This is a genomic window from Desulfovibrio legallii (assembly GCF_900102485.1).
Classification (GTDB): Bacteria; Desulfobacterota; Desulfovibrionia; order Desulfovibrionales; family Desulfovibrionaceae; genus Desulfovibrio; species Desulfovibrio legallii_A.
On sequence record NZ_FNBX01000001.1, the window covers coordinates 25,526 to 49,690 of the forward strand.

Genomic DNA, 24,165 nt, shown 5'->3' on the forward strand with positions numbered 1-24,165 from the left:
GACTGCTGAAATGCTAGCAACACTCATGCCAAAATTTACAGGTTCGCCCGCCACTGCCGCAAATATACGGCTAACCTGCCGGAAAATTGCAAAAACACCGTAAGCTGCTCCCCCCGGGCCTGGCGCAGCTCCCGCCAGAAGCCACCCAGGGCGGCCAGGGGCGCGCACCCGTCCAGCAAGAGCTGCAACCGCTCGCAATTGCGCAGCAACAGCGCGCCCGCCCTGACGCTTTTGCCGACCAGCGCGCCCTGCGCCGCAATGGCCTCCAGCAGACCCTCCGCCTGCTCCAGGGCTGCGCCCACCTCCTGTACAAAACTGGGGCTGCAGGCCGGAACAGCGGCGGACGTGAGGGCCGTGGACGTGGGACGGTCCATGTCGTCAAGAATATGACGCCAAAACCGCCGCTGCTGCCGCATCCAGAGGCTGCGGTCCTCCCTTTCCCGACCGGCCAGCTCGCGCAGATCCATAAAATTGTCCGCATCCCGCTCGCTCAGCCAGATTCTGGCCTCCCTGCCCGCCTGCGCCAGGGGCGCGTCCTCCCAGCGGCCGGTGCGGGCCCAGGCCAGGACCAGCGCGGCCACGGAAGCGGGGCTGATGCGCTTAAGGCAGGCCAGGCCGTGGGGACAAGGGCGGTTGTAGGGGCAGGGGTGGCAATCCATGGCTGGCTCCAGGCAGCAGCAGCCCGGCAGATAGGGCCCCGTATCCCACGGCTGGGCCGTGGCGAGGAACAAGGCCAGACTGGGCAGGCCAAGCCCCGCGGCCAGATGCATGGTGCCGGTATCGTTGGTGATGAGCAGGCGCATGTGCGCCAGCACGGCCGCCAGCTGGGCGAGATCCGTACGGCCCACGGCGTCGCAGAAAGGCGCGGCGGCCAGGGCGGCGTATTCCCCGGCCAGCGGAACCTCGCCGGGCGCGCCCAAAAGAACGGGGCAGAGCCGCAGTTCGCGCCACAGCCGGTCCCCCACGGCGGCAAAGTGCGCCACAGGCCACTGCCGCCGGGCTTCGCTGGCCCCCAGCTGCAAACCCACAAAGCCCTGCGCCGCTGCAGGCGCGGCGGCCAGCAAGGCGCGCGCCGCCTCTCCGGCCTGCGGCGAAGGTTGCCGCAGGGCGGCGTCCCCTGCCCTCATGGCAGCCGCACTGCCCCTGGGGCCGCCCAACATGCGGAACATATCCACCAGATTGAAGGGCGCGTTGAGCCGCCCGGCCGTAGTGCCGTTAAGAAAAGAGGCCCAAAGCCCGTTGTTGCGGCCAAAGCCCTCGGCATCCAGGTCAAACCCCCGCACCGGGCGGTCCGGCCCGGCCAGCAGACGGGTCAGCAGACGGGCCGGCAGCGTGGTGGTGAGATTAATGAGTTCCCTGGGGTTTGTTGCGGCCCGGAGGCCGCGCGTCCAGTCCAGCAGATCGCCGGCGGCCAGACGCCAATCCCGGTCCAGCAGGGCCAGCAGGCGCGGCCCGGGCAAGGGCCAGATCCGCTCCACATGGCGCAGCAGCGCACCGGCGGCGGCAAAATTCTCCAGACAGACCAGGTGCACCCGCCGCCCGCGCCGGTGCAGATCTGCAATCAGCGCCTGGCTCTGGAGCAGATCGCCCAACCGGGTCAGATTGACGACCAGGCTGACGCCCGCCTCCGCCGCGTCCGCCGTATTGGGCGCTGCCGTCCTGCCGTCCATGCGCGCCTCAGGCCAGGGCGGCTGCGCCGCCGTCCAGCAGATTCAGGGCCAGCATTTTTTCCTGCTTGAATCGGTTGGCCACGGCCGCCTGCACGCTGCTGTCCGAGGAGCCGAACTGCCCCACCCGGATTTTGTACACGTTGTTGATGAGCTTGCGTTCGTAGCCAGGGTCGGCCGGGTTCCCGCTCATGGCGTCCGCGCGGTCAAAAATGCGCGCCGCGCCCGCGGGGCCGTGCTGTACGGCCGTGCTCCAGATAACTTCACGCATGGCTGTGGAGAGCGTATCGGCCTTGAGATTGGTGCGCTGGGCAATGGCCTCCACCGCCGGTTCATAGTGGCTTTCACGGACGAAGGCCTCCTGCAGATCTTCAAAGCGTTCCGGCTGCTCCTGGGCGATGGCCCGCCAGGCGTCGGGCATGGCGCCCCGGCGGCTGCCCGTGTTGCCGGGACCGGCCGAACGCAGCCGCCGTGAAAGATCCGGGGCCTCGCGGTCCAGAAAATTCAGGAAATCGCCCAGGCTCCCCGCCCGCGACGAAACCTGGTACTTGCCGTAAGAGGTGCCGCCGTTGCGGTCATAGCCCACGGCGGCAATGCCGTCGCCCCCCGACTCAAACCGGGCGGAGAGGCGGCCGAGACCCGTTTCTTCCGCCGGCACGGCGGCCTTGCGCCGCGCGCCGCTCCCCGCGGAGCGCACAAAATCGCCCAGACCAGCGCCGCCCAGGCGTAACGTGTCTGATTGCCCCCCTTGCGTCAGGGCGCGCAGATGCCTGGCCGTGCCCATGCTGCGGGCCAGATCCAGGGTAGAGCTGCCGCCCATGCTCTGCATAAGGCCCTCCAGGGCTTTGGTCTGCCGCAGGTCGGCCTGCGCCTTGTTGAACGTCTGGGCGCGCAGCAGGTCGCTGGGGCTGCGCCCGGCCAGCACCAGACCGCCTGAACGGGGCGCGACGCCCTGCCCGACGGCGGTCGCGACGCCGCCCTGCGCGGCCGCCGGAGCCTGGCTGCGCATGAGGGCGGCGAAATCCGCCGGCCGTTCCGCGGTTGCGGCGCGGGACCGGGACGCAACGGCTGCGGCCTGCGCCGCGCCGCCTGCCGAAGGGGGCTGAATAAGAAATGATGAGAGCGCCATGCGTGCCTCCTGTTCAGTGGTCAGTCCACCACGGCCAAGAGGTAGCAAGGACAGTGCCAGATCCGGATCACAAAGCAAATTCAGGCTGTTGTATGCAGCCTTTTGGAGCGGCGCCAAGGCGCCGACAGGGGGCGTAGTCAGTCCGCCCGCTTGCCGCTGCGCCGCGCGCGGAGCATCTCAATAAGCACCGGCAAGAGCGAAAGCACAATGATGACATAGACGATAATATTGAAGTGCTGCCGCACCCAGGGCAGATTGCCCAGAAAGTAGCCTGCGGAAACAAGGCCCCCAACCCAAAGCACGCAGCCCGTGATATTGTACACAAAAAACGTTCGCGGGTGCATGAGGGCAATGCCCGCCACAAAGGGCGCAAATGTGCGCACAACAGGAATAAAGCGGGCCAGCACAATGGCCTTGCCCCCGTGGCGCTCATAAAACAGATGCGCCTTGAGCAGATATTCCTTCTTGATCAACCGGTGTTCCCGCGAAAAAATGGCCGGTCCCACATGCCTGCCGATAAGGTAGTTGGCAGCGTCGCCGCCCACGCCCGCCGCCAGCAGCACGCCCATAACCTCGCCATACCCCATAAGCCCGGCCCCGGCCGCCACCCCGGAGGCGAAAAGCAGGGAATCCCCCGGCAGAAAAGGCGTGACCACCAGCCCCGTCTCGCAGAACACGATGACAAAAAGGATGGCGTAAACCCACACGCCGTACCGCGCCACCAGCTCGAACAGGTGCACGTCAATGTGCAGGACAAAATCTGCGAAATACTGCAAAAATTCCATGCCGCAACGCCTCCGGTAAACTGTGGGGCTGCCCCCGCAGCGCTCTTGTACCCCAGGGCCGCTTGTGGCACAACTCAAGCATGCGCATCCTGGCCGTCCTGTTTTTCCTGCTTGTGGCCGCCCTGCCCTGCGGGGCGCGAGCCGACGAACCCTATCAACCGGGCTTCCGCACCCTGGGGTCGTGGTCCACGGCAGAAGGGCTGCGCCTGGACGTCAACGTCTGGTACCCCTCCACCAGGCAGGCGCGCGACCTGAGCTACCCGCCGTGGGAGTTTTCCGCCGCCCGGGGGGGCAAGCCCGCGGAAGGGCGCTTTCCTCTGCTGCTGCTCTCCCACGGCACGGCGGGCACGCGCTTTTCGTACCACGATACGGCCTCCTGGCTGGCTTCCCGCGGCTTTGTGGTGGCGGCCCCCACCCACGCTCGCGACAATATGGACAATATGGACGACCTCTTCTCCTGGCGGCAGCTGGATGCCAGGGTGCGGGAGCTTTCCGGCGTCATTGATCTGCTGCTGGCCGATCCGGAGACAGCCCCCAGCGTGGACGCGGAGCGCATCGGCGTGCTGGGCTTCGGCTCCGGCGGCACGGCGGCCCTGCTGCTGGGCGGCGCCCTGCCGGATTGCTCCGGCTGGAACAGCTACTGCGGCGTGGCCGGACATGCCGACATGTACTGCAACGTCTGGGCCCGCCAGCGCATGGACAAGCTCTGCCGCAGCCTGCCCCTGACCAAGAGCCTGGCCGACCCCAGGGTGCGGGCCGTAGCGGCCGTAGCCCCCGGCTTCGGCATGCTCTTCTCGCGCGCTTCCTTCCGCTGGTTCTACCCGCCCCTGCTGCTGGTCGCCGCGCAGCAGGACCAGGACAACCTCCCGGCCCTGCACGCCCGCCACATCTATGAAAGCATGGGGAAAAAGCCCCGCTGGCTGTACCTGCCCGGAGCGGACGCCGCCGCTTTTGCGGCCCCCTGCCCGGAAGCCCTGGCCGCTGAGCTGCCTGAGCTGTGCCGCCCCATGGCGCAGCCCTCGCGCGCCGCACAGCACCAGAAACTGAATGCCGCCCTGGCGGACTTTTTTCTGCACTACCTGGGCGGCGCAAGCACGCCGCCGCACATTCCGCCCCCGCCGGACCTCACCCCACCGCCGCCCGCGCCGCAGCCTGCGCCGCCCCCCGCGCCCAAGACCCGGAAAAAGCGCGGCTGACGCGCCCTGCCCCGCCCCTTGACACAGCGGGGTGCAACACATACAGCTTGGGCACAGCAACACGCGCCTCAGGGTCCGTTTCCCCGCGCCGGGCGCGCCTTGACCACGGCGCGCCGAAGTCAAGGCCTTCAATCTGTACGGCATGACGACCGCAACCAGGAAGCCCATGCGCCGCTTTTTCGCCATACTTTCCCTTGCCCTCTGGGCCTGCTGCGGGCCTGCATCCGCCACGGCGACGCCCGCGCAAACCCTTGCGGCCCCGGACACGGCGGATCAAGGCATGGCAGCCCCGGACGCCACAGCTCAGGATACGGCCGTTCAGGGTACGGCTGCCCCCACGGCGGAGCCTGCCGCCGCGCCGCCCAAGGCCGCCGCTCAGGCCCCGGCAACGCCCTCGGAAGCGCCCGGCAAAAATCCGCCGGAAACCGCGCCCGTCAACGGTCAGGACGGCTGGGTCATCATGCCTGCCGGGGCGCGCTCCACCTATATGGGCATCCACGGCGGCACCATGCCCGTAAGCCTGCTGGTCTACGGGGACGGCAGCTCGCTGGTGACCTTTGTGGGCCGCACGGGCAACGATTTTCTGGAAATACTGCGCCGCACGGATCTGCCCGTGCCAAGTCTGCTCAACGCCACGTCCCGCTACGGCCGCGCGCCCCTGCCCACGGCCAACGGCAGCGTGCTTATGGCGGGCAGCCCGGCCAGCAGCATTCCCGTGCTCAACCTGCCGGGGGGCAGCCTCCTCGACACGGCCTTGAGCTCCGGGCTGCTTCAGCCATTCGGCCTTTCGGACAAGCCCCTTGCCATTGAGGGGCAGGTCACGCGCCCGCCGCACCTGACCCCTGTGCGCCAGTACCGGCTGCTCTTCCGCCCCCAATACCTCCAGCCCCGACGCGCGCCGCGCTGATCCTTTCACGGTTTTGCGGTGCAATATATATTTGTCTTTAAATAAAGAATAGGGTATAGGCCTCCCAAGACCCTGTTGGAGGAGCCCGTATTATGTCTTTTGCACCATTTTCGCACGCCCTGGAAGCGCTGTGCGCAGCCTGCGCCGCAGACGCAACCCTGCCCGCGCCCCAGGCCCGGCTGCTCGGCGACGGCCTGGAAGCCCTGCGCGCCGACAGCGCGGGTTTTGTCGCTGTAGTGGACCCCCAGAATCCCTTTTACCTGGAATTTGCGCGCTATATGGAGCAGGGCTGCCGACTGGAAGAGGACGGCCTGGCCCTGCTGGAATGCCTGAGCATCTTCTTCCGCCTGCGCCAGACCCTGGAACCAAGCCGCACACCCGCCCCGGCGGAACAGCGGGTACAGGCCTACTTTGAACGCAGCGGCCTGTGGAACCCGGAGGACGGCAACCTGGTCAGCCAGTGGTACTGGCGGCGCATTCCGGCCATGGGCAACAACAGCGGCCCGCGCTGAAGCGGCCGCCCCCTTCGCCCCAAGCGCGGCGGCAGGCCTGAAAAAGGATTGGCCTGGCCGCCGCGCGCAGAATCGCCCTCCCTGGACATACCCGGCCGTCCGCGCTACACGGGATGAAGAGTGGCCTCCGCGTCAGGCCGCCCTGCTGTCTTTCCTCCTGTCCACGGAGCGGCCATGAGCGTCGTCATCGGATTCCTGACCTTTCCCGGACTGCTGCAAGCGGACCTCACCGGGGCCTTCGGCGTTCTGGCTGCCGGGCCCGCATAGCCGCCCCTTGCCGTCTCGTTGGCCGCACAGACCGCGCTCTGCGCGCGACGCACGGCAAGCCTCAAGCATCAAACGTCAAAGGCCGCCCCCTTAGGGGACGGCCTTTTCTTCTTGCAGGGCCCCCGCCTGGCGGGGGGGCCCTGCTGTTCTCAGGTTCCGGAGTGCGGCCGGCAACGCCGCCGCGCAACCGGACTACTTTTTCAGATTTTCGGCCAGCAGCTCGGCGATGTGGTCCACCTTGATCTTAAGACCCTTCTTTTCCGCACCGCCGCGCAGCTGCATAACGCAGCCGGGGCAGTCCACCACCAGGCGGTCCGCGCCGGTTTCTTCCATGTGCTTCAGCTTGTTCTCCAGAAGCTGCGCCGAAATTTCGGGGAACTTCACGGAGTAGCTGCCGCCGAAGCCGCAGCAGACTTCTTCCTCCTCGCAGGGCACATACTGGGCCGCGTCCGCAATGAGCTCGCGCGGGGCCTTGTGCACGCCCAGGCCGCGGCAGAGGTGGCAGGAGGCGTGGTAGGTCACCTTCTGAGCGGAATTATTGAAGTCCTCAGACTTCAGGCCCAGCACATCGTGGACAAAGGAGCTGAAGTCGATGACCTTGGCCGCAAAGGCCTGGGCCTCCACCGTGGCGTAGTCCTTGTCCAGGATTTCCGGGTAGTGGTGCTTAAGGTGCCCGGCGCAGCTGGCGCAGAGGGTCACGATATAATCGTAGTTGCCCCCGCGGAAGGCGGCGATATTCTGCTTGGCCACGTCTATGGAGGTCTTGCGCTGGCCCATCATTTCCAGGGGCAGGCCGCAGCAGGACTGCTCCATGGGGAACTCCACGGCCACGTTCTTGGCGGCCAGGATTTTGACGGCGGCTTCCAGCTCCTCAGGGTAGATGAAGTCCTGGGCGCAGCCGCTGAACAGAGCCACGCGCATGACGGGATTTTCCACCTTGGGCGCAATTTCGGGCCAGCGGTCGCGGAAGGACTTGCCGGCAATGGCCGGCAGGGCCTTGAAGCCATGCTTGCCCAGGAAGGCCATGGGCAGATGGCGGATAAAAGGTTCGCCGCGGGTAAAGGGCTTCTGCGCGAAGCTCGCGAACTTAAGCAGCCGGTGGAAGAGCTTGCGGTTCTTCATGACGGCGGAGAGCAGATTGGCCTCCACCGGCGCGCCCTGCTCGGCGTTGAGGCGGCTGCGCACCTCGCGGATCAGGCGGGGCAGGTCGATGCCGCCCGCGCAGACGTTGGCGCAGGATTCGCAGCCCATGCAGTTCTGGCTCAGGATGCGGGCCCTGTCCTTGCCGTGGAAGAAGTAGGTAAGGATCAGGCCGATGGCGCCGATGTAGATGTAGCCCATCTTGTGGCCGCCCACCAAGCGGTAGACCGGGCAGACGTTGGCGCAGGCGCCGCAGCGCACGCAACGGAAGATCTGTTTGAACAGAGGATCCTTGGCGATCTGGGTGCGGCCATTATCCACAAAGACCACATGCATGATCTTTTTGTTGTCCGCGTTTGCTCCGCAGGGGCCCGCGCCGCACATCCAGGTGACGTAGGAGGTAAGCCGCTGGGCCGTGGCGTTGCGGGGCAGCACCAGCAAGGCCGTAAGGGCGTCGTCCAGGCTGGCCACCAGCTTGTCCAGGCCGGCAATGGCCACATGCACCCTGGGCAGGGTGGTGACCATGCGGGCGTTGCCTTCGTTGGTGACGGTGGAAACCGCGCCGTTTTCGGCCACGGCAAAGTTACAGCCGCTCACGCCCATGTCCGCGGCGATGAACTTGCGGCGCAGCTGCACGCGGGCCACCTTCACCAGGCGCTGGATATCCGAATCCTGCTTCTCGCCCGTGGCCTTGGTGAAGTCGTCGGCCACCTGATAGCGCGAAAGGTGGATGGCGGGCATGACCATGTGCGAGGGGCCTTCGTGCCGCAGCTGGATGATCCACTCGCCGAGGTCGGTCTCGTCCACGGTAAGGCCCTGGGCCTCCAGGGCGGGGTTCAGCCCGATTTCCTCGGCCGTCATGGATTTGGACTTGGTCACCCGCTTGACGTTGTTTTCCTTGGCGATGCGGATGATGATCTCGTTGGCCTCGGCGGCGGTGGCGGCACGGTGCACGTGCACGCCGCGCTTTTCGGCCTCGGCCTTGAACTGCGCGTAGAGCTCTTCCAGATGCTGGCAGGCGTAGTCCTTGGCCTCGGCAATCTTGTGGATGAGCGCGCGTTCGTCCACATCTTTGAACACGGCCTCGCGGTTGGCCCGGTAGGCCACGGCAAAGGTGTCCAGGGTGCGGCGCAGAAAGTCGTCCTTAAGGGCGTCGTCCAGTTCCTTATGGTATCCCGAAGAGCTTTTGAGGGCGTCGTGCATGGGTTAGTCCTCCAGAAGAATGATGTGCAGTTCCAGCGGGCCATGCACGCCCACGGCGGCCACACGCTCGATGTCGGCGGTGCGGCTGGGGCCGGTGATCAGGGTGGTGTAGGTGGCGGGAGCTTCGTTCATGCGGTCGCGCAGACGCTGGGCAATGGACGGCAGATCCGGATAAATGGCGGATTTGCGCAGCAGGATAACGGAAATTTCCGAAACCATGCCCGCGAGGCGCGCGTCCTCATTGTCCGTATTGACCAGGCAGGTTCCGCTGGCGGCCACGCCCAGCACGGCGGTGGAAAGGCCCACGTCGATGCCGGCCAGATAGTTGCGCAGCCCCTCGCGCAGGCACAGAAAGCCTTTTTCCTCACAGGCTTTGGCCAGCTGGGCAAAATCCTCGTCGTTCAGTTCCGGCGCGGCCACCACGCGCTTGACGCGGGTGGGCACCTTGTTGGGGCCCAGGGGCCCTTGCTCCGTGCCGGGTTCGTCGGCCAGCAGCTCGGCGGGGGCCTTTTCGGCGCAGGCGTCCACCACATACTGCAGGGCGGCGGCCATGGTGGGCACTTCCTGCACCACGGCATTCACCGCCGCGGCCTTGGCGGAAAAGGCGGCTACCAATTCCTCTCGGGTCATAACTTTTCTCCTTGTGCGCGGCCCTGGGCCGCAAGACTCGCGCGGGCGGCCCTTTCCCGCGCCCGCTGGGCCGGAAAAGGCGACCGCCCGCGCCACAGCGCCGGACGCCGTGTTATTTCAGACTCTCGGCATAGATCTCCACCGTGTGCTTGACGCGCACGTTGTCGTGGTTGTGCGAAAGCACGTCCTCCAGCTGCATCATGCAGGCCGGGCAGCCCGCGGCCACCACCTGCGCGCCGGAAGCCACCACGTTGTCCCGCTTGCGCTGGCCAATCTGCCGCGAATAGTCGTAGTGGAACAGGTTGAAAGAGCCGCCGCAGCCGCAGCAGCGGTCCGCCTCGGCCATTTCCTTGAGCTCATAGGCCGGGTTGGCGGCAATGACGGTCCGGGGCTGCGCGGCCACGCCCAGGGATTTCTTGAGGTGGCAGGAATCGTGGTAGGTGACGGCGACGGCGTTGCCCTGAGGGTGTTCCGCCGGGTGCACCTGCAGCACGTCCACCAGGAAGGCGTTGATGTCCATGGTCTTGGCGGCCAGCTCCTCCACCTTGCGCTGGGCCACGGAACCCAGGCGGTTGGCGTAGCGGGGCCAGAGCTCCTTGATGGTGGAGGTACAGGAGGCGCAAGGGCTCAGCAGGTAATCAAAGTCGCCCTTTGCCAGTGCGGCCGCGTTGACCTTCATCTGCTCCGCCATGCCCTTGACGTCGCCGGAAGACAACGCCGGGATGCCGCAGCAGGTCATGCCCTTGGGCATGAACACGGCCACGTTATGGTGCCGCAGCACCTTGAGACAGGCTTCGGACATCTCCGTGTACATTTTGTCGCCCATGCAGCCGGGGAAGAAGGCCACCTTGAGGCCGCCGCTGCGCCGGGGTTCGTCCAGCGCGCCATAGCGGGCGTGGAGGGGCGTTTTGGCCAGGGGGCGCATGTGCCGGTCGCCCAGCATGAAGTTGAGCATGGGCGCGCAGACAGTGCCCTGCGTATCGCCCGTGCGGCGGAACATCAGGCCCTGCATGGGCGCGCCCACGCGCATGGCAAAGTTGAAGAGCCCCGGCTTGGTCAGCAGGGTGCGGAAGATCATCTTCTTGGCCGGATGCAGGCCAAGGTATTCATTGACAATTTCCCGCGCGTCCATAAAGACGTCCATGATCTGGACCCCAGGCGGGCAGGCCGCCTGACAGGAGCCGCAAAGCAGGCAGCGGCCCAGCTTGTCGCCCACGGCGGCGGGATCCTTGAGCATTTCGTGGGCCAGGTTGTCGATGAGGGCCAGCTTGCCCCGGGCCACGTCGGCCTCCATGCCGGAAGCGCCGAACATGGGGCAGACGGCCTGGCACATGCCGCACTTCATGCAGGCGGTGATTTTGTCGTCCAGCGCCATGAGGCGCTGGGCCAGTTCGTGCAGAGTACTCATGGAAAGGCTCCTAGATGCCCACGAGTTTGGTGGGGTTGAGCAGCCCCTTGGGATCCAGGGCCCGCCGCATCCGCTGAGAGAAGAGAATGGTGCCGCGCGAGGTTTCCTTTTCCATCCACTTGGCCTTGGCCGTGCCGATGCCGTGCTCGCCCGAAAGGGTGCCCTTGAGCTTGATGGCCGTATCAAACATTTCGTCGATGGCTTCTTCTACCCGGCGGAATTCTTCCACGTCGCGCTTGTCGCAGAGGAAGGTGGGGTGCAGGTTGCCGTCGCCGGCGTGGCCGAAGGTGCCCACCTCCACCTTGTATTTGGCGGCGATGTCGTTAACGGCCTGCATCATGGCCGGAATCTGGGAGCGCGGCACGGTGGCGTCTTCCAGCACAGTGGTGGGCCGGGCGCGGGCCAGCACGGGCAGGGCCATGCGGCGGGCTTCCCAGAGCTTGAATTTTTCGGCGGCGTCCTTGGGCACATGCACGGCGGTGGCGCCGTTGGCTTTAAGCACCTTTTCCACGGCGGCGGCGTCGTCTTCCACCTGGGCGGGGTGGCCGTCCACTTCAACAAGCAGGATGGCCCCGGCCTCGCGGGGCAGACCGGCCTTGGTGAAGTCGTCCACGCGCACGATGGTGTTGTTGTCCAGAAATTCGAGGGTACAGGGCAGCACATGGGCGGCAATGATGCCCGCCACGGCCTGGGCGGCGTCCTGCACGTTGGAGAATACGGCCATGCAGGCGCGGGAGGCCTTGGGCGGCGGCACCAGCTTGAGCACGGCCTGGGAGATGACGCCCAAGGTGCCCTCGGACTGGATCATGAGCCCGGCCAGGTTGTAGCCGGTAACGCACTTGACCGTGCGGGAGCCGGACTTAACCACGGCCCCGGTGGCGTCAAAAAATTCTATGCCCATGAGGTAGTCTTTGGTGACGCCGTACTTGAGGCCGCGCAGGCCGCCGGCGTTCTCGGCGATGTTGCCGCCGAGGGTGGACACGGCCTGGGAACCGGGATCCGGGGGGTAGAACAGATTTTTCTTGGCCACCTCGGCGGCGAACTGAGCGGTGATGACGCCCGGCTCCACCACGGCGTAGAGGTCGTCGGAATTGATTTCAAGGATGCGGTTGAGGCCCGTGGTGAGGATGACCACAGTATCGGACTTGTCCGGGATGGTGCCGCCGGAAAGGTTGGTGCCGGAGCCGCGCACGGTCATGGGGATGCCGTTGTCGTAGAGCTTGGTCACACACTGACTGAGCTGCTCCGCCGAGGTGGGCCGCACCACCAGGGAGGGCATCACCGCGGGCAGCACCGCGGAATCGTAGGAATAACTCGCGAGGTCGGCTTCAGAGCTGAACACGTTCTCCTTGCCCAGCAGGTCCTCAAAATCCTTAATCAACGCCTGGCTTGCCATAGGGCCTCCTTGTGCACGTCTGTATGGTCTCCACAGGCCACGCGCCCCTTGCGCAGGCCCAGTCAGTCCCAGATGCCGCACGCCTGTTTGGTCGGGCGGTCAGCTTCTTTACGAGAATGACGTTCTATAGCGTTGTTTGTCATCTTTGCAAAGGGGATGCCCCCAAAAAGTTTGGTATCACAATCTGCGTCCAAACCCTTTCTGGCGAAATTGCAGCAAGAAAAAATGGAAAAAACCGCGTTTGCGGCCTCAAATCGTTCCAATTTGCCCAGTATCGGCCCCAAAGAGTTTTACCAGAAAATAAGAACGACGCCCCGTTGCGTCAAGCGCCGCGCCCGGAACGCACGCCTTTATGCCGCGCCAACTGCCGGGGAAGCGTCCGCCCGAACGGCAAAGGGGCATGGATTGCGCATCCGCACCATTTTATTGCCTGGGGCAGGCCATGCCCCACCGCAATATATTTGCAATTATGTAAAATACCGGCCAAGGCACGCCTGCAGCGTCCCCTGCGGGGAAAAGATTTTTTGAAGGATGGAGAGGGTGTGGGGTGAAGGGAACTTTTGGCCAGCTTAGCCCGTTACGACGAAGGAGCTTAGCCCGTTACGACGAAGGAGCTTAGCCCGTTACGACGAAGGAAGTTACGGGCGAAGACAGCAGCGCTAGTTACGGGCGAAGACAGCAGCGCTAGTTACGGGCGAAGACAGCAGCGCTCAAAAGCTCCCTTCCCCCACCCCGAATACTCTCTCCCGGCCCCTATTTGCGGGCGGCGTTTTTTTTCCAGAAGGCAAAGTGGGCCAGGGCCATACCGCCGTGGCCCAGCACATAGCCCAGCAGCAGCCAGACAAAAATGCCGTGCACCACGGCCGCGGCCGGGGCGGGGTTGCCGTGGGTCCAGGCCACATACATCCAGAGGCCGGAAAGCAGGCTCATGCTCAGCGCGCCCAGGCCCAGGCCCTGCACCACGGTGGCCAGGCCTTTGGGCCGGGGCGCGAGGATGCGCTTGCCGCCGCGCAGCTGGGCCAGGTCTTTTTTAAGCTGCTCCGCATCGCCCCAGAGGTAGGGGAAGTAGTGGCGCAGGCCGCGGGTTTTGAGGCTCCAGACCACCAGGGCAAAGCCCGCCCAGCAAAGGATCAGCCCCAGGACCACATGCCCGTAGCCGAAGCCGAAGAGCTTGGTACAGAACTGAAGAATAACCAGCACAGCCGCCACGGCGTGCAGCAGACGCAGCGCGGGCGGCTGGAAAAATCCGAGAAAACGCCAGAGCAAAAGCGCCTGGGCAGTCAGTTTTTGTCGCAAAGCCATAATCCTCTCCTTGGTGATTGGGGTTTGCGCCCCCCGTTACACCGCCTACAGACAAAAGCGCCGCCCCCGGAAAGGGGGTGGCGCTTCGCCGGGCGGCCCGTCAGCGCAGGCACGAACACGAGAGCATGTGGGCCATTTTTTCTTTTTTGGTGCGCAGGTAGGCTTCGTTTTCCGGGCAGGCTTCCATTTCAATAGGCACCCGCTCCACAATTTCGATGCCGTAGCCCGAAAGCCCCACAATCTTCTTGGGGTTGTTGGTCAGCAGGCGGATTTTGTGAATGCCCAGGTCCACCAGCATCTGCGCGCCGGTGCCGTAGTCACGCAAATCCGGGGGGAAACCCAGCTTGCGGTTGGCCTCCACCGTGTCGTAACCCTGGTCCTGCAAGGCGTAGGCCTTGATCTTGTTGGCCAGGCCGATGCCGCGCCCTTCCTGGCGCATGTAGAGCAAGGCCCCCCTGCCCTCGCGCTCGATCTGGCGCAGGGCCGCGCCCAGCTGGCCGCCGCAGTCGCAACGCAAGGAGCCCAGAGCGTCGCCCGTCAGGCACTCGCTGTGCACGCGGGCCAGCACCGGCTCCGGCCCGTCCAGCTCGCCTTTGACCAAGGCCAGGTGGGTGCCGGCTTCGTTTTCGCTTTCGTAGGCAATGACCGTAAAATCGCCGAACCGGGTAGGCAGGTGGGCGTGGGCCACCCGCCGCACGGAAACCTGCCCGCGGTCCAGGCGATAGCGAATAAGATCCTTGACCGCCGCGATTTTGAGCCCGTGCTCCTGGGCAAAGGCCTCCAGATCGGGCATGCGGGCCATGGTGCCGTCGTCCTTCATAATCTCGCAGATGACGGCCGCGGGCCTGAGCCCGGCCAGCTTGCAGAGGTCCACGCCGCCTTCGGTCTGCCCGGCGCGGGAAAGCACGCCCCCGGCCTTGGCCCGCAGGGGAAAGACGTGCCCAGGGGTCACAAGGTCGTCAGGGCGCACGTTGTCGGCCACGGCAGCCAGGATGGTGGTGGCCCTGTCCGCTGCGGAAATGCCCGTGGTCACGCCCACGCGCGCCTCAATGGAAACGGTGAAGTTGGTGCCGAAGCGCGAGCCGTTGCGCTGGGTCATGAGCGGCAGATCCAGCCGGTCGATCAGTTCGGGCGACATGGGCAGGCAGATGAGCCCGCGCCCGTATCTGGCCATAAAGTTGATGGCCTCGGGCGTGGCAAACTCGGCGGCCATGGTGAGGTCGCCCTCGTTTTCCCGGCCTTCGTCGTCCACAAGAATGATCATTTTCCCCTGCCGGATGTCGGCAACGGCCTCTTCAATGCTGCACAAGGGCATGACGTTTCCTTCAGCGGCCCGTCCCCGGGCTGGGTTGTTAAGGGTTACGGAAAAAGCGCGACAAAAACATTCCTTCACAAGTAGGGCCGCCGCGGGCCTGTGTCAACCGGGCCGGGCGCGGCGGCGCGCAGGTTACGCCGTCTCAGCGGGGCGCAGGCCCACCTCGGCCAGCAGGTCGGTCAAGGATCTCCCCAGCAGAAACGGCAACAGGGCGGCGGGCAGTTCCGCGCGCTCCACGCACAGCTCGCGAAAGGCCGCGTCGGTGCGCGCGGCCTCGGCAATGCGCGCCAGGGCCTCGCGCCGCTCGCCCTCCCCTTTCAGGGGATTCGGCATGGCCGTCACGCGCAGGCCGCGCCCGCCGCGGGGCAGATAGCCCAGGCCCGCGGCCAGCTCCAGCACGGGCCGCACGGGGTTCTGTTCCTCGTGCACGGCCGCCAGGTCGGCCAGCATGGCCCGCGCCGACGCGCTCAGTTCCGGAAAGCCCGGCAGCGCGGCCAGGCTGGCCAGCTCCCGCAGGGCCGGAGCCCGGCTGAGGGGGGCTTCCTCCGCCAGAAGACGTTCCAAGGGGCCCGTATCCGTGCAGAACAGGACCGCGCACTGGGCCGGGCGTCGGCCGTACACGGTACAGCCCGCGCCGTCCGCATAATAGCGGCACCGCCAGGGATGGGCGCTGCCCCCCAGCCCGGCCACCTTGATGCACTCCCCTTTCAGGGGGGCCAGCACCTGCCGGACGTCGTCCCGCGCCCATTCGCCGGCCCGCAGGCAAACCAGGGCTTCCAGGCCCAGCACGCCTTCCGTCAGCAGGGGCGCGTCCCGCTCCATCAGGGTTGGGCCGCCCTGAAGGCAGCAGGTGCCGCAACGGCGGCACACCGGCCCCTCGTGGGGCGTAGCGGCCGTGGGTTCCAGTGGGCTCATAGGCACTCCTCATGTTGTTCCGAGGCCGCCGCGCCGCCGTGGAATCGGCCGCCCCAGCGTCGCCCGCACCAACGGGAAAAACGCTCCATATAATAGTAATACACCGGTGTAATATAGAGCGTTACCAGCTGCGAAAAGCACAGTCCGCCCACCACGGCCAGGCCCAGAGCACGCCGGGCCTCGGCCCCGGCCCCAATGCCCACGGCAATGGGCAGGGCCCCCATAAGGGCGGCCATGGTGGTCATCATAATAGGCCTGAAGCGCACCTGGCAGCCCTCGGCAATGGCCGCAAGCGGGCTGAGGCCGGGGTCGCGGCGCTGAGCCTCCAGGGCGAAGTCCAGCATCATGATGGCGTTCTTCTTGACGATGCCAAGAAGCATGATGATGCCCACAAAGCCGTAGAGGTCCAGCTCCAGCCCGAACAGCCGCAAGGTGACGAGCGCGCCGAAGCCCGCCGAAGGCAGGCCGGACAAGATGGTCAGCGGATGGATGAAACTTTCATACAATATGCCGAGTACAAGGTAAATAACCACAATGGCCAGCGCCAGCAGCCAGCCCATGCCTGTCAGCGAGCTCTGAAAGGCCTGGGCCGTGCCCTGGGATTCGGCATTGACCGTATCGGGCAGCAGCGGCCGGGCGGCGGCCTCCACGGCGGCCAGGCCCTGGCTCAGGGCCACGCCGGGCCGCAGATTGTACGAAATGGTCACCGAAGGGAACTGCCCGTTATGGCTCACGGCTATGGGCCCCACGCCGGGCGTGAAGTGGGCCAGGGCGTCCAGGGGCACGAGATCACCGTTTTTGGCGCGCACATAGAGGCGGGAAAGGGCCGAGGCGTCGCGCTGAAATTTTTTCTGCAGCTCCAGAAACACGGAGTAGTCGTTGGTGGGCGCGTAGATGGTGGAAATCTCGCGCGAGCCGTAGGCCGATTGCAGGGCCAGCTCAATCTGCTGCGGGCTTACGCCCAGGGCCGCGGCGCGGTTGCGGTCGATATGCACGCGCATTTCCGGGTTTTTCAGCTGCAGGTCGCTGTTCACGTCCTGCACCTGGGGCAGGGCGCGCAGGGCTTCTTCTATCTTTTGGGCGCTCTCGTAAAGGGCGTGCGTGTCGGCCCCGAACAGCGTGTACTGGTAGAGCGCCTTGGAGGCCCGGCCGCCGATGCTGATGGCCGGCGGCACCCGCACAAAAACCCGCAGCGCCGGAGAGACGTTGAGATCCCGACGCAGGCGCTGGGCCACGGCCTCAATGCCCGGCCGCTGCCCGGCGGGCCTGAGGCGCATGAGCAGGATGCCGTTATTCATGCTCTGACTGCCGCCCACAATGCCCACGACGGAGTTGAAGCGGGCCACATGGGGGTCGCGCTCCAGGATGGGATCCAGACTGTGCTGGGCCGCCACCATGCCCTCGTAAGAGATGCCCTGCTCCGCCTCGGTGCTGGCCACAAGCTGGCCCATATCCTCCGTGGGCAGAAAGCCCTTGGGGATAACGTAGCCCAGCCAGCAGGTCAGGGCCAACAGCGCCAACGAAGCCAGCAGCGTGGTGCGGGGGCGGCGCAGCACCACGGCCAGGGAACGGGCGTAGGCCGCGGCCAGGCGGTCGAAACCGCGCTCCAGCCAGCCGTAAAGGCCGCCGTAGGCGGGCCTGTGCCCGGCCGCATTGCGCGGCGCAGCGCGGAGAAAATAGGCGCAGAGCATGGGCGTGAGCGTCAGGGAGACCAGACCGGAACACAGTATGGCCGCAATGATGACCACGGCAAATTCCCGAAACAGCCGCCCCACTATGCCCCCCATGAACAGCACGGGAATGAACACCGCAGCCAGCGACAGGGTCATGGAAACGATGGTGAAGCCGATTTCGGCCGCGCCGTCGTAAGCCGCCGTAAGGGGATCCTTGCCCATTTCCTGGTGGCGGACGATGTTTTCCAGCATGACGATGGCGTCGTCCACCACAAAGCCCACGGCCAGGGTCAGGGCCATGAGCGAAAGGTTGTCCAGGCTGTAGCCCAGCACGGCCATGACCGCAAAAGTTCCCACCACGGACATGGGCAGGGCCAGGCTGGGAATGACAGTGGCGGGCAGGTTGCGCAAAAAGAGAAAAATGACCAGCACCACCAGAAAGATGGTCAACACCAGGGTGAACTTCACGTCGGCCACGGATTCGCGGATGGATTCCGAACGGTCGTAAAAAATCTCCACCCCCACGGAAGGCGGCAACTGGCGCTCCAGGGAGGGCAACAGGGCGCGGATGGCGTCCACCACCTGCACGGTGTTGGTGCCGGGCTGCCGCTCCACGGCCAGGGTCATGGCGGGGCGGCCCCCGTTGCCCCAGCTGAGCTGCTTGTCCTGCTTGACGCTGTCCACCACCTCGCCCAGGTCGCGCAGGCGCACGGGCGCGCCGTTGCGGTAGGCCACCACCGTGTCGCGGAAGGCGCGGGCGTCATAGAGCTGGCCGGAAGACTTGATGGCGCGGGATTGCCGCTCCCCTTCCAGGGAACCCGTGGGCAGCATGCTGTTGGCCGCGGCCACGGCGTCGGCCACCTCGTCGATGCCCAGGCCGCGCGTGGCCAGGGCGTCCGGGTCCAGCTGCACGCGCACGGCGTATTTTTTCTGCCCGTAGATGATCACCTGGGCCACGCCCTCCACCATGGAAAGGCGCTGGCCGATGAGCGTGTCGGCGTATTCGTTAAGGGCATAAAGCGGCAGCGTGGCCGAGGAGACCCGCAGGTACAGAATGGGCAGATCCGCGGGGTTGACCTTGCGGAAGCTGGGGGGCGTGGTCATGTTGGCGGGCATGCGCCGCTGGGCCAGGCCGATGGCCGACTGCACGTCCAGGGCCGCCGCGTCGATGTTGCGGTCCAGGGCGAACTGAATGGTGATGCGCGTGCGCCCCGTGGAGTTGACCGACGAAATGGAGTCAATGCCCGCAATGGTGAAAAATTCTTTTTCCAGGGGCGTGGCTACGGAAGCGGCCATGGTTTCCGGATCGGCTCCGGCCAGCTCGGCCATGACCTGGATGGTGGGAAAATCCACGGTGGGCAGCTGGTTGACGGGCAGGTTGCGGTAGCCGGTCAGCCCGAAAAAAAGCATGCCCAGCATGATGAGCACGGTGGCCACCGGGCGGCGGATGAACAACGCGGCGGGGTTGGCGTTCATACAGTGTCCTCCGCAAAAGGGAGCGGCGCCCCGGCCTGCGCGCAGGCTGCGGGAAGGCAGGGCCTCAGGCCGCCGCCTGCCGCAGCAGCAGAAAAAGCCCCAGGCCGCAGCACAGCACGCCGATAATCCGCCGCAGCATGGACGTGGGCGTGCGCCGCGCCAGGGCCAGACCGCCCGCAAAGCCCAGCAGCTCCAAGCCGCAGAGCAGCGGAAGAAGGGAAAAATCCACATGCCCGGCACGCGCGTTGCCCAGCGTGCCGAACAGGGCAGTGACGATCTGGTAGGGCATGGAAACCCCCACCGCCGTCATGGGCGGAACCCCCACCACAATCATCCAGGGAATGGAAAGTACGGGCCCCCCGGCCCCGGTCATGCCCGCCAGAAGCCCGGTCACCGCGCCGATGGCGCACAGGCCCCGCCCGCTCTGCCAGAAAACGCTGCCCCCGCCAGGGCGGGGCGGCCGCAAGGCGCACAGCCCGGCGAATAGAATGGTGCAGGCCAGCAGCGCCACCAGCGGCCCGGCCGGCACAAACGCGCCCAGCAGCGCCCCCGGCAGCGTCGCCAGACCGCCCAGCATATAGGGCAACGCCGTGCGCCGGGGAACCTGCCCCAGGCGGCAGTACATCCAGGTGCCCGCCAGGGCCACGGGAAGAAAGGAGGCCAGGGCCGTGCCCATGGCCTCGTGGGGCTCCAGGCCGCTCAAAAGGATCAGGGCCGGAGGCACCAGGATGCCCCCTACCCCCGCAAGCCCCACCAGCACCCCCACCACAAGGCAGGTGGCATACAACGCCGCCAGCAACATAAAACCTCGCCACAGGGTTAACCCAACACCAGAAAAAACAGCCAGAGCGCAAGCCCGCCGCACAGCGCGCAGGCCTGCACCAAGGTCAGCAGCGCGCCCAGCCGCGCCTCGTCCCAGGGGGCGGCCTCTTCCGGCGGCGGCCCCAGCCAGGGTTTGTCCACCAGCGCGCCGAAATAAACCGAAGGCCCGGCCATGCGCCCCCGACACAGCCAGGCGCAGGCCGCCATGGACCAGCCCGAATTGGGGCTGGGCATGCCCGCCGCCTGCCGCGCCGTCAGGCGCAACCCCGGCCAGCGTCCGTCCCAGGGCCGCCGCCACAGGCCGCAACACGCCCCGCCGCGGGCCGCCGCATCCGTAAGCCAGGCCATCAGGGCCGAAAGCCGTGCGGGCGCATAGGCCAGGAGGTCGTCCCCGCGCGCCCCGGCAAAACCCAGCCAGCGCCACTTTTCCGTCAGGTAGCCCCACATGGAATCCGCGGTGCTCACAGCCTTATAGCACCACAGCCCCACGGGCCCTGCCAGCAGCAGCCAGAAGAAAGGGGCCGTAAAAGCGTCCGTAAGGTTTTCCGCCAGGGTGTCGGCCAGAGTTTTGCGCATCAGGGGCCGGTCCATGCGCGCCGTTTCCCGGCTCACCAGCCAGGAAAGGGCCGCGCGGGCCTCCGGCTCCGGGGCCGTCTCCACCCGCCGCAGCACTTCCCGCCCGGTGCGCGCAAGGCTGCCCAGGGCCAGCCCGGCCCAGGCCAGATACACAGCCAGGGCCGTGCCCAACAAGGGCACGGAAACCAGCCCCCAGACCGTCAGCCCGGTCAGCCCAGTCAGCCCGGCCAGGGCCAGCCCGCCGACCAGCCGCCCGCGCCGGGGCGCGGCCGCAGGGCCGTTGCGATCCATAAACCGCCGCGCCGGCCCCTCCAGCGCGTCCAGCAGGCGGCCCAGCAGGCACACGGGGTGCCGCCAGGGCAGATCCGGGTCGCCCAGCCAGAGGTCCAGCAGCAGGGCCACAGGGGCCAGCCACCAGCAGTCCCAGACGGAAAAGGGCAGCGCGGCAAAGGGCGCGCTCACCCCCAGGCCTCCAGCAGGCCCGTGCGGGCCAGGGCCGCATAGAGCACAATGCCCACAGAGGTGGAAAGGTTGAGGCTGCGCACCCCGTCCTCGCGCATGGGAATGCGCACCCTGTGCGGCGAAAGCACCAAAATTTCCGGCGGCAGGCCGCGCGTCTCAGGCCCGAAGACCAGGCAGTCCTCCGGCGCAAAGGCAAAGTGCTGCAAAGGCGTGCTGGTGGCCGCGTCCCTGGCCGAGGTAAAGACCAGCCGACCACCCTGACGGCCTTCCGCCGCAAAGGCCTGCCAGCAGGGCCAGACCTTCAGGCGCACATGCGGCCAGTAGTCCAGCCCGGCGCGCCGGAGGTAGCGGTTCTCCAGCTTGAAGCCCAGCGGCTCAATGAGATGCAGCGGCGTGCCCGCAGCCGCGCAGAGGCGGGCCACGTTGCCCGTATTGGGCGGAATTTCCGGCTCAAAAAGAACGATCTGCATACAGCTGCGCGGCCCCGCCCTACTCCGCCAGGTGTCCGGCAATGCCCGGCGTCACCTGACAGGCCACCCGCATGTCCTTGCTGCCGAAGCCGCCGTCGTCCAGGGTGGCGAAAAGTTCCGCTTCGGTAACTTCCACCCTGGCATCGGGCACGCCCGCGTCCGCAAGGCGCGCCTGCAGCAGCTGACAAGCCCGCTCCCGCGCGGCCCCCAGGCCGAAGCCCTTGCCGATGCGCTCCTGATATTCCAGCGCGGGCGCGCGCAGCAGGCCACGGCTCGTATCGGCATAGAGCTCCAGCCCGTCCGTGGGCAGGGTCAGGGCCGCGCCCACGGCATTGGCCACATCCGCGTGCGGCGGGATGGTCACCGGCAGGCCCAGGCGCGCCTCCAGACGCGCGCCCATGCAGGCCGCGGGCCCGCCCACCAGGCGCACGGCCGTCGGCCGGGCCTCGTGCACGCGCTTCAGCGCCGCCAGGGTATAGATGGGGCGGGCGTTGACCTGTTCCGTCAGCGCGGCCGCGGCCGCGGCCACCTGCGTAAGGGCATCGTCTACGGCCAGCCGGGCCAGGGCCAGGGGCTCTGCGCCGCACGCCCCGGCCAGCACAGCCAGAGCCGCCGCCGAAGCCGCCGCATCCCCGGCCGTGGGGCCGCCTTCGGCTGTATTGCAGACATTGCAGGCGTCCAGCAGGGTAGCCCGGCCGCCGCCGAAGGCCGCCGCCGGCCCTTCCCGCTGCGGCCCCACCCGCACGGCAGCCGCCGCGCCCGTGCCGCACACGCCAAGATGAGAATCGCCCCCCACGCCGATGGAAACCGTAGCCAGCGCACGCACCAGGGTGCGCCGCCCCTGCAGCAGCATGCCGTCCCGGTCCACCACCGGGGAGCCCTCCGCAAACAAGGCCAGATCGGTAGTTGTGCCGCCCATGTCCAGCAAAAGGGAGCAGCCCGCGGCCACCTCCGGGCACAGGGCCAGCACGCCCATGACGCTGGCCGCCGGGCCGGAAAGGATGGACTGCACCGGCTCCTGCCGCGAAAGGGCCACAGGCACGGCCCCGCCGTCGGCCTTGAGCAGGCGCACGGAGGCCGTGATGCCCGCCTCGGCCAGCGCCCCCTCCACCGCGTCCAGAAAGGCCGTGTGCAGACGCTGCACTGCGGCGTTGAAGTACGCCGTGGCCAGCCTGCGGGGAAAGTTGAGCCGCCCGGAAAGACGGTGCCCCAGAGTCACGGGCATGCCGCCCGTGCGGGCGACAGTTTCGCCCATGGCCAGCTCGTGGGCGGGATTGCGCGGCGAGAACTTGCCCACGCAGGCCGCGGCGGCCACGCCCTGCTCCCGCCAGCGGGCGGCCGTGCGGGCCAGCTCTTCCGTCAGGAGGGGGCTTACCTCTGCCCCACGGTGGTCCAGCCCGCCGGGCGCCACGCAGACGTGTTCCCCCATGGCGAAACGCCGGGGGTTCAGCCCCGGACCGGCGGACAAAGCCAGGCCCACGCGGTCTGCCTTGCCTTGCACCAGAGCGTTGACGGCCAGGGTGGCCCCCAAGGTAACGCGCCGCACCCCGGCGAAGAGCGCGGCGGCGTCGGAACCGAGCGCGCGGGCCAGCTCCGCCAGCACCTCGCGCACCGAGGCGGGCAGATCGTCGTGCCGGGTGCGCACCTTGGCCGCGGCCAGCAGGCGCAACGCGCCGGAGGCGTCCGGCGTCAGCAGGGCCGCGTCCGTATGGGTGCCGCCGGCGTCAATGCCCAACATGCAGGATATGCTCATACTTGTGTCCCATTCCGACAAAAGGTCGGGCTTAAGCATACGCCATCGGCCTGCGCAGGGCCAGCGCTTTTGTGCCAGTCTCGCCGCCGGGCGGGCGTTTCTCCGCTGCGGATGCTTGCTATCAGACGCGCTTTTCAGTAGAATCTTTCTCTTGCGTCGTCAGACGGGCCACAGGAACCCGCCGTGACCCCATTCTTATCACAGCGGCTATGCGGAGGACAGCCATGCAGACAACAGAGTATATTTGGTTTGATGGTAAAATGCTTCCCTCGGACCAGGCCCGGGTGCACGTGCTCACCCACGCCCTGCACTACGGCAGCGCCATTTTTGAAGGCATTCGCGCCTACGCCTGCGCCGACGGCAAGTCCGCCGTATTCCGCCTGGAAGACCACTGCAAGCGCCTGCTCAATTCCGCCAAGATCCTCCGCATGGAAGTTCCCTACAGCGCGGAACAGCTGGCCCAGGCCTGTGTGGAAACCCTCCAGGCCAACAAGCTGAAGGAAGGCTACATCCGGCCCCTCTCCTTCGTGGGCTACGGCGAAATGGGCGTCTACCCCGGCAACAACCCCGTGCAGACCATTGTGGCCGTATGGCCCTGGGGCGCGTATCTGGGTGCGGAAGCTCTGGAAAAAGGCATCCGCATCAAGACCAGCAGCTTCGCTCGCAGCCATGTGAACACGGCCATGTCCAAGGCCAAGGCTTCCGGCAACTACATCAACTCCATCCTGGCCAAGGTGGAAGCCAAGGAAGACGGCTACGACGAAGCCATCATGCTGGACACCAACGGCTTTGTCTCCGAAGCTACGGGCGAGAACGTTTTTATCGTGCGCGACGGCATCATCAAGACCACCCCCTGGACCTCCATCCTGGGCGGCATCACGCGCGACTCCATCATGGCCCTGGCCCGCGATTTGGGCTATACGGTGGAGGAACAGCAGTTCACCCGCGACGAATTCTACATTGCGGACGAAGCCTTCTTCTCCGGCACGGCGGCAGAAATCACCCCCATCCGCGAGCTGGACCACCGCCAGATCGGCGTGGGCCACGCCGGCCCGGTGACCAAGCACCTGCAACAGGAATTCTTCAAGATCGTCAAGGGCCAGAACCCCAAATACGCGAGCTGGCTGCATCCCTTCTCCATATAATTAACGCAGCCCGGGG

Annotated in this window: 20 protein-coding genes; 5 read left to right on the plus strand and 15 right to left on the minus strand. The window is 66.6% G+C overall.

Translation table 11 applies throughout. From position 1 onward, the window contains the following. Positions 1–35 precede the first annotated feature (35 nt). The 3 genes from BLS55_RS00115 to BLS55_RS00125 all read right to left on the minus strand — a co-directional run bounded on the left by BLS55_RS00115 (position 36) and on the right by BLS55_RS00125 (position 3,581). A complete protein-coding gene (locus BLS55_RS00115; protein ID WP_092152306.1) occupies positions 36–1,670 on the minus strand; it encodes a glycosyltransferase family 9 protein in 1,635 nt (544 codons plus the stop codon). Between the two features lie 7 nt (positions 1,671–1,677). Then, entirely contained in the window at positions 1,678–2,796 is a 1,119-nt protein-coding gene (locus BLS55_RS00120) for a VgrG-related protein (RefSeq protein WP_092152307.1), read from the minus strand. Positions 2,797–2,933: 137 nt separating this feature from the next. Further along, the gene (locus BLS55_RS00125; RefSeq protein ID WP_092152308.1) at positions 2,934–3,581 is read right to left on the minus strand and encodes a DedA family protein; all 648 of its coding nucleotides are present in this window, start codon (positions 3,579–3,581) and stop codon (positions 2,934–2,936) included. Between the two features lie 80 nt (positions 3,582–3,661). Here BLS55_RS00125 and BLS55_RS00130 point away from each other — a divergent pair, with 80 nt between their 5' ends. The 3 genes from BLS55_RS00130 to BLS55_RS00140 all read left to right on the plus strand — a co-directional run bounded on the left by BLS55_RS00130 (position 3,662) and on the right by BLS55_RS00140 (position 6,196). Then, positions 3,662–4,777: an alpha/beta hydrolase family protein gene (locus tag BLS55_RS00130; protein ID WP_092152309.1), complete on the plus strand. Its 1,116-nt coding sequence runs from the start codon at positions 3,662–3,664 to the stop codon at positions 4,775–4,777. A gap of 142 nt (positions 4,778–4,919) precedes the next feature. Beyond that, positions 4,920–5,684 carry a hypothetical protein gene (locus tag BLS55_RS12210; RefSeq protein ID WP_257243065.1) on the plus strand — a complete coding sequence of 255 codons (765 nt, stop codon included), beginning with the start codon at positions 4,920–4,922 and terminating at the stop codon, positions 5,682–5,684. Positions 5,685–5,776: 92 nt separating this feature from the next. Beyond that, a complete protein-coding gene (locus BLS55_RS00140) occupies positions 5,777–6,196 on the plus strand; it encodes a hypothetical protein (protein ID WP_092152310.1) in 420 nt (139 codons plus the stop codon). Between the two features lie 459 nt (positions 6,197–6,655). Here the strand turns inward: BLS55_RS00140 and ldhH are convergent, their stop codons facing one another. The 4 genes from ldhH to BLS55_RS00160 all read right to left on the minus strand — a co-directional run bounded on the left by ldhH (position 6,656) and on the right by BLS55_RS00160 (position 12,240). After that, the gene (gene ldhH / locus BLS55_RS00145; RefSeq protein ID WP_092152311.1) at positions 6,656–8,806 is read right to left on the minus strand and encodes an L-lactate dehydrogenase (quinone) large subunit LdhH; all 2,151 of its coding nucleotides are present in this window, start codon (positions 8,804–8,806) and stop codon (positions 6,656–6,658) included. A 3-nt stretch (positions 8,807–8,809) separates the two neighbouring features. Next, a complete protein-coding gene (locus BLS55_RS00150) occupies positions 8,810–9,436 on the minus strand; it encodes a LutC/YkgG family protein (RefSeq protein ID WP_092152312.1) in 627 nt (208 codons plus the stop codon). A gap of 112 nt (positions 9,437–9,548) precedes the next feature. Then, positions 9,549–10,844, minus strand: coding sequence for a (Fe-S)-binding protein (locus tag BLS55_RS00155; protein WP_092152313.1), 1,296 nt, complete (start codon positions 10,842–10,844; stop codon positions 9,549–9,551). A 10-nt stretch (positions 10,845–10,854) separates the two neighbouring features. Further along, positions 10,855–12,240 (minus strand): FAD-binding oxidoreductase, encoded by a 1,386-nt coding sequence (locus BLS55_RS00160; RefSeq protein ID WP_092152314.1) that lies wholly within the window; start codon positions 12,238–12,240, stop codon positions 10,855–10,857. Between the two features lie 23 nt (positions 12,241–12,263). On the opposite strand from BLS55_RS00160, the gene BLS55_RS11735 reads away from it, so the two are divergent. Beyond that, complete coding sequence (locus BLS55_RS11735; protein ID WP_143339485.1) at positions 12,264–12,791, plus strand: hypothetical protein; 528 nt, start codon at positions 12,264–12,266, stop codon at positions 12,789–12,791. Between the two features lie 202 nt (positions 12,792–12,993). Here the strand turns inward: BLS55_RS11735 and BLS55_RS00165 are convergent, their stop codons facing one another. The 8 genes from BLS55_RS00165 to BLS55_RS00200 form a co-directional block, all read right to left on the minus strand. Continuing rightward, positions 12,994–13,542 (minus strand): cytochrome b/b6 domain-containing protein, encoded by a 549-nt coding sequence (locus tag BLS55_RS00165; protein WP_092152315.1) that lies wholly within the window; start codon positions 13,540–13,542, stop codon positions 12,994–12,996. A 100-nt stretch (positions 13,543–13,642) separates the two neighbouring features. After that, on the minus strand, positions 13,643–14,857 hold the full coding sequence (locus tag BLS55_RS00170; protein WP_092152316.1) for a bifunctional 3,4-dihydroxy-2-butanone-4-phosphate synthase/GTP cyclohydrolase II: 1,215 nt from the start codon (positions 14,855–14,857) through the stop codon (positions 13,643–13,645). A 132-nt stretch (positions 14,858–14,989) separates the two neighbouring features. Beyond that, entirely contained in the window at positions 14,990–15,772 is a 783-nt protein-coding gene (locus BLS55_RS00175; RefSeq protein ID WP_092152317.1) for a hypothetical protein, read from the minus strand. After that, complete coding sequence (locus tag BLS55_RS00180) at positions 15,769–18,921, minus strand: efflux RND transporter permease subunit (protein WP_092152318.1); 3,153 nt, start codon at positions 18,919–18,921, stop codon at positions 15,769–15,771. Before BLS55_RS00180 ends, BLS55_RS00175 begins: the two co-directional genes overlap by 4 nt. A gap of 64 nt (positions 18,922–18,985) precedes the next feature. Continuing rightward, positions 18,986–19,723 (minus strand): sulfite exporter TauE/SafE family protein, encoded by a 738-nt coding sequence (locus BLS55_RS00185; RefSeq protein WP_092152319.1) that lies wholly within the window; start codon positions 19,721–19,723, stop codon positions 18,986–18,988. A 17-nt stretch (positions 19,724–19,740) separates the two neighbouring features. Then, positions 19,741–20,781: a CobD/CbiB family cobalamin biosynthesis protein gene (locus tag BLS55_RS00190; protein WP_257243066.1), complete on the minus strand. Its 1,041-nt coding sequence runs from the start codon at positions 20,779–20,781 to the stop codon at positions 19,741–19,743. Next, positions 20,778–21,251, minus strand: a complete 474-nt coding sequence (locus BLS55_RS00195) for a tRNA (cytidine(34)-2'-O)-methyltransferase (protein WP_092152321.1) — start codon at positions 21,249–21,251, stop codon at positions 20,778–20,780. The genes BLS55_RS00190 and BLS55_RS00195 overlap by 4 nt, the downstream gene beginning before the upstream one ends. Before the next feature lie 19 nt (positions 21,252–21,270). Then, a complete protein-coding gene (locus BLS55_RS00200; protein WP_092152322.1) occupies positions 21,271–23,004 on the minus strand; it encodes a hydantoinase/oxoprolinase family protein in 1,734 nt (577 codons plus the stop codon). Between the two features lie 224 nt (positions 23,005–23,228). Between BLS55_RS00200 and BLS55_RS00205 the strand changes: the two genes are divergently transcribed. Beyond that, positions 23,229–24,149 carry a branched-chain amino acid transaminase gene (locus BLS55_RS00205; RefSeq protein WP_092152323.1) on the plus strand — a complete coding sequence of 307 codons (921 nt, stop codon included), beginning with the start codon at positions 23,229–23,231 and terminating at the stop codon, positions 24,147–24,149. Positions 24,150–24,165 lie beyond the last annotated feature (16 nt).